The organism is Gluconacetobacter sp. (assembly GCF_047721585.1).
GTDB classification, from domain to species: Bacteria; Pseudomonadota; Alphaproteobacteria; order Acetobacterales; family Acetobacteraceae; genus Gluconacetobacter; species Gluconacetobacter dulcium.
On sequence record NZ_JBDNXE010000196.1, the window covers coordinates 1 to 4,994 of the forward strand.

General features: G+C 69.1%; 5 protein-coding genes. 4 read left to right on the forward strand and 1 reads right to left on the reverse strand.

Annotated elements, in window-relative coordinates:
• Positions 1-193 precede the first annotated feature (193 nt).
• The 3 genes from ABF821_RS19910 (at position 194) to ABF821_RS19920 (ending at position 1,917) form a co-directional block, all read left to right on the forward strand.
• Complete coding sequence (locus tag ABF821_RS19910; RefSeq protein ID WP_182973116.1) at positions 194-841, forward strand: 2OG-Fe(II) oxygenase family protein; 648 nt, start codon at positions 194-196, stop codon at positions 839-841.
• Positions 842-968: 127 nt separating this feature from the next.
• Positions 969-1,364, forward strand: coding sequence for a hypothetical protein (locus ABF821_RS19915; RefSeq protein ID WP_415531340.1), 396 nt, complete (start codon positions 969-971; stop codon positions 1,362-1,364).
• Positions 1,365-1,425: 61 nt separating this feature from the next.
• Positions 1,426-1,917 carry a Spy/CpxP family protein refolding chaperone gene (locus ABF821_RS19920; protein WP_415531341.1) on the forward strand — a complete coding sequence of 164 codons (492 nt, stop codon included), beginning with the start codon at positions 1,426-1,428 and terminating at the stop codon, positions 1,915-1,917.
• Positions 1,918-1,981: 64 nt separating this feature from the next.
• Here ABF821_RS19920 and zwf read toward each other — a convergent pair whose 3' ends face one another.
• Positions 1,982-3,526 carry a glucose-6-phosphate dehydrogenase gene (zwf, locus tag ABF821_RS19925; protein ID WP_415531342.1) on the reverse strand — a complete coding sequence of 515 codons (1,545 nt, stop codon included), beginning with the start codon at positions 3,524-3,526 and terminating at the stop codon, positions 1,982-1,984.
• A 317-nt stretch (positions 3,527-3,843) separates the two neighbouring features.
• On the opposite strand from zwf, the gene ABF821_RS19930 reads away from it, so the two are divergent.
• Positions 3,844-4,878, forward strand: a complete 1,035-nt coding sequence (locus tag ABF821_RS19930; RefSeq protein ID WP_182973112.1) for an aspartate-semialdehyde dehydrogenase — start codon at positions 3,844-3,846, stop codon at positions 4,876-4,878.
• Positions 4,879-4,994 lie beyond the last annotated feature (116 nt).

A 4,994-nucleotide genomic window follows, 5' to 3' on the forward strand; every position in this document is an offset into this window, starting at 1 on the left:
GGGCCGGGCGGGGGGGGGGGGCGACCCTCCCCCCCCCCGCGCCGCCCCCCCCCCCCTGCCGCGGGGGGGGGGCCCCCCCCCCCGGGGGGGGGCCCCCCCCCCCCCCCCCGCCCCCGTTTCCGGCCGCCTTGCTTTCTCGCCGGCTCCGGCTCTAGGAATCGGGATGTGGTTTTCATCATCCCATGCAGGTTCCATGACCGTCACCACGCCGATCCGCCCCGATTATGCCGCCCTGGAAGCCGCTCCCGTTTCCAGCACGCCGTTTCCCCATGCCGTGGTCCGGAACTTCATCCGGCCGGACGACCTGGCGGCGCTGGTGGCCTCCCTGCCCGAACTGTCGTCCGGCGGGTCGTTCCCCCCCTCTTCGCTCAACCTGTCGCCCCTGGCACGGGACCTGGTCGCGGAACTGGAAGGCCCCGTCCTGCGCGCGGCGATCGCCCGCAAATTCGCCCTGGACCTGACCGACGCGCCGACCATGCTGACCCTGCGCGGCCGCACGCGGGCCAAGGATGGACGCATCCATTGCGATTCCGTGGCCAAGCGCGTGACGGTGCTGCTGTATCTCAACCCGGCCAGCGAGGCCTGGGCCCGGCAGGAAGGTTGCCTGCGCCTGCTGCGCGGCCCGGACGATGTCGAGGATTACGCGGCCGAGATCCCGCCCGTCGACGGCACGCTGCTGATCTTCCCCAATGGCCCCACCACCTGGCACGGCCACCGGCAATATGTCGGCCGGCGCTATACGATCCAGCTCAACTACATGGAAAACGACGCCAAGGCCCGGAACGAACTGCGCCGGCACCGCCTGTCCGCCCTGGCAAAGCGCCTGTCGCCCGCCGCCTGACCCCGAACGCCCGATCCGCACCCCGCTTCAGCCCTGTTTCTGACACGATCGGCACCGATCATCCTGACATGAAACAGAATTCGGTTCACCAGGGCCGAACTGGCGACAGACCCATAGGAGTCCCGTCATGCGGGTCCGCACACGCCCATTTCTGATGGCCTGCCTCCTGCTGGCCACAGCCACACCGATCGCGGCCTCCGGCCCGGCCCTCGCGCAACATTGGGACCGTGGCCGTCACGACAATGGCTGGCACGGTCGCGGGCCGGAGCGCGGCGGCTGGAACCGGGGCGGCGGCCCCGGCTGGCGCGGCGATGACCGGGGCCGCCGTCGCGGTCCCGGCGCCGGGGCCGCCATCGGTGCCGGCATCGCCGGCCTGGCGGTTGGCGCCCTCCTGGGGGGCGCGCTGGCCCCGCAGGCCGCGCCGCCGCCCGCCGTCTATTATCCGCCCCAGCCGGAACCGCCGCCGCCCCCGCCGGCTTATTATCCACAGGCGCCCTACGGTTACGGGGCGCCGCCTTACTGAACCCGCCCGGGCCGAAAGGCCCGGCTCCGTTCAGCCCATGATTTTCCGGAGACCTCCGTCCATGACTGTCCGCCGGCTTTCCCTCCTCGCCGCCCTCACCCTGCTGGCCACGCCAGCCCTGGCGGCCGCCGACACCACGGCCCCGACCTCCGCCACGCCTGCGGCCACGCAGGGCTCGGCCGTGCCGGTCCACACACCGCATGATCCTTCACCGGACCAACTCGAATCCCATATCGCCACGCTGCATCGGCAACTGGGCATCACCACCGCGCAGGAAAGCGCATGGAACGCCTTCGCGCAGGTGATGCGCGACAACGCGGCGCGTTTCCATGACACGATCGAGCAGCGCCGCGCCAAGCTCGCCACCATGAGCGCGCCGGACAACATGCAGTCCTACGCCGACCTGATCACCCAGCGCGCGCAGGACCTCCAGGCACTGAACATGGCCTTCCGCACGCTGTATAACGGCTTGAGCGACGCGCAGAAGAAAGCCGCCGACACCCTGTTCCGCCAGTCGGACAACCATCCGAAACAGGCTGCCGCCACGCACTGAGCACGATCGACCTATTGGGGTGCAGGGGTCCGCGACCCCTGCCGGGTTCGGGCAGAGCCCGCCTTCAGGACCCGTCAAGCGGGTACCAGGCCCGCCCGTAGCGCGCCAGCAGCGCATCGGCGCCCGCGGGCCCGGTAGCCCCGGCATCGTAGAATTCCAGCCCCTCGGCCCCCTGCCCCCAGGATTGCAGCACCGGATCGACCGCTGCCCAGGCCGCGTCGATATTGTCCGCCCGCTGGAACAGCGTGGCATCGCCGGTCAGGCAATCGTACAGCAGCGTCTCGTACCCCACATTGGGTTGCAGTTCGAACGCATCCTCATAGCGGAACTTCACCTGCACCCCCGCCAGATCCATCGCGGGGCCGGGATGCTTGGCCGCCATCTCGATCGTCAGGCCCTGAGCCGGCTGCACGTTCAGGATCATGCGGTTGGGCGGCAGGCTGTCGGTCGCGGTGCCGCGAAAGATCGCCACCGGCGGCTTCTTGAACTGCACCACCACCTCGGTCCGCCGCCCGCCCAGCGACTTGCCCGTCCGCAGATAGAAAGGCACCCCCGACCAGCGCCAGTTATCCACATGCAGTTTCAGCGCCACGTAGGTCTCCGTCACGCTGTCGGGCGCGACACCGGGCGCGGCGCGATAGGCCACCACCGGCCGGCCCTCGACGGTGCCGGCCCGATACTGGCCGCGCACCGCATCCTCCGGCCGCACGGGGCGGACGGACTCGAACAATTGCTCCTTCGCCGTGCGCACCGTCTCGGCCGAGAACGAGGCCGGCGGCTCCATCGCCACCATGGCGAACAACTGGAACAGATGGTTGGGCACCATGTCGCGCAACGCGCCCGTGGGCTCGTAGAACGCGCCGCGCTGCTCCACCCCGATGGTCTCCGCCGCCGTGATCTGCACATGGTCGATATAATCGCTGCGCCAGAGCGGTTCGAAGATCAGGTTGCCGAACCGCATGGCCAGGATGTTCTGGACCGTCTCCTTGCCCAGGAAATGGTCAATCCGATAGACCTGCTGCTCGTCCAGCACCCCCAGCACCTGCCGGTTCAAGGCCCGCGCCGTGGCGAGGTCGGAGCCGAACGGCTTCTCGATCACCACCCGGCGGAAGGTCCCCTCCTGCTGGGTCACCAGCCCTGCCTGCCCCAGCATCTCCACCAACGGGCCGAAGAAGCGCGACGGCACCGCCAGATAGAAGACGGCATTGCCCTTCACCCGCTCCGCCAGCGCGCGCATCTGCCCCAGATCCGCGAAATCGGCCTGAACGTAGTCCAGCCGGTCGGCGACCCAGGTCCAGGCGTCCTGGTCGATGGTCGGCGTATAAAACTCACCGTCCGGGTCTTTGGTGAAGTCCTGCATCGTGGCGGCCAGCCCATCCCGCCAGTCGGCGGCGGTGCCGGGCACACGGTCCACGCCCAGCACGCGGAAATCCGCGTCCAGCAGGGAACTGCCCGCCAGATTATAGAGTGCCGGGATCAGCAGCCGCTTGGTCAGGTCGCCGCGCGCGCCGAAAATGACCAGCGTGCAGGCCGGTGCCGGCTTCGTGCCCGACGGCGGAATGGCGTGCCTGCTGCGCGCCGGCGACGAAATATCGCGAGAAAACGACATGACGGGAATCCCCCTGGACAGGCCGCCACCGCGCGGACCGATGGCGGAAGCGGACGCATGGCGCCGGACATCACGCCCCGGATCACCACGCCCATGTGGCACCCGCGCGGCCATCATGACAACGCGCGGCAACGCCCGAAAGGCAACACAAGCATGAGACCCCCGCCAGCCCACAGGGGCCGGAACGGGGAAAAACCGCGCCCGACGGCGGCGTTCGCTTGCATAGCACCCGGTCTGGCACTACCTCTCACCACGCTCCGTTTCGGAGATTCAACGCTCGCCGGACAGGCCGGGGGCATAGATCAGGGATTGTGTCGATGGGATACCGCGTCGCGGTCGTAGGCGCCACGGGAGCCGTGGGGCGTGAAATTCTCAAAACGCTGGCCGAACGCGCGTTCCCGATTACCGAGATTGCCGCCCTCGCCTCGGCCCGCTCGGCCGGGCAGGAGATCTCGTTCGGCGAGAAGAAGGTGCTGAAGGTCCAGAACCTGGAAACCTTCGACTTCACCGGCTGGGACATCGCCCTGTTCTCGCCCGGCGCCTCGGTCTCGGCCGTGCATGCGCCGCGCGCGGCCAAGGCGGGCTGCATCGTCATCGACAACACGTCGCAGTTCCGCATGGAGCCCGACGTGCCGCTGGTGGTGCCCGAGGTGAACCCCGACGCGCTGAAGAAGGCGAAGCGCGGCATCATCGCCAATCCCAACTGCTCGACCATCCAGATGGTGGTGGCGCTGAAGCCGCTGCACGACCTGTTCACCATCCGCCGCGTGGTCGTCGCCACCTACCAGGCGGTGGCCGGCGCGGGCAAGGAAGGCATGGACGAGCTGTTCATCCAGTCGCGCGGCAGCTTCGTCGGCGACCCGGCCAGCCCGGAACAGTTCACCAAGCAGATCGCCTTCAACTGCATTCCCCATATCGACCGCTTCATGGATGACGGCGCGACGAAAGAGGAATGGAAGATGGCGGTCGAGACCCGCAAAATCCTCGACCCTGATATCTCTGTATTCGCTACCTGCGTGCGGGTGCCGGTCTTCATCGGCCATTCCGAGGCCGTGGTGGTGGAATGCGAGGAACCGGTGGACCTGGAGCGCGCCCGCGCCGTCCTGCGCGACGCGCCGGGCGTCATCCTGCACGACAAGCAGGAGGATGGCGGCTACGTCACGCCGATCGAATGTGTCGGCGAGGACGCGACTTACGTGTCGCGGCTGCGGATCGACCCCACCGTGCCCAACGGGCTGGCCTTCTGGTGCGTCTCCGACAATCTGCGCAAGGGGGCGGCGCTGAACGCGGTGCAGATCGCCGAAACCATGATCGCGCTGGACCTGATTCGCCCCCGTGCCCACCGAGTATAACCGCACCTGACTGCCGGGGGGGCCGGGCCCGGGCCGCAACACACCCCGGGGCCCCCCCCCCCCGACCCCGCGCCCCCCACGGGCCCCCAGGGATAGCCCCCCCCGGCCCCCCGCCC

Excerpts from the sequence above, each read along its gene's own strand:
- ABF821_RS19910 (WP_182973116.1), top strand. The coding sequence starts at position 194 with ATGACCGTCACCACGCCGATCCGCCCCGATTATGCCGCCCTGGAAGCC.
- ABF821_RS19915 (WP_415531340.1), top strand. The coding sequence starts at position 969 with ATGCGGGTCCGCACACGCCCATTTCTGATGGCCTGCCTCCTGCTGGCC.
- ABF821_RS19920 (WP_415531341.1), top strand. The coding sequence starts at position 1,426 with ATGACTGTCCGCCGGCTTTCCCTCCTCGCCGCCCTCACCCTGCTGGCC.
- zwf (WP_415531342.1), bottom strand. The coding sequence starts at position 3,526 with ATGTCGTTTTCTCGCGATATTTCGTCGCCGGCGCGCAGCAGGCACGCC.
- ABF821_RS19930 (WP_182973112.1), top strand. The coding sequence starts at position 3,844 with ATGGGATACCGCGTCGCGGTCGTAGGCGCCACGGGAGCCGTGGGGCGT.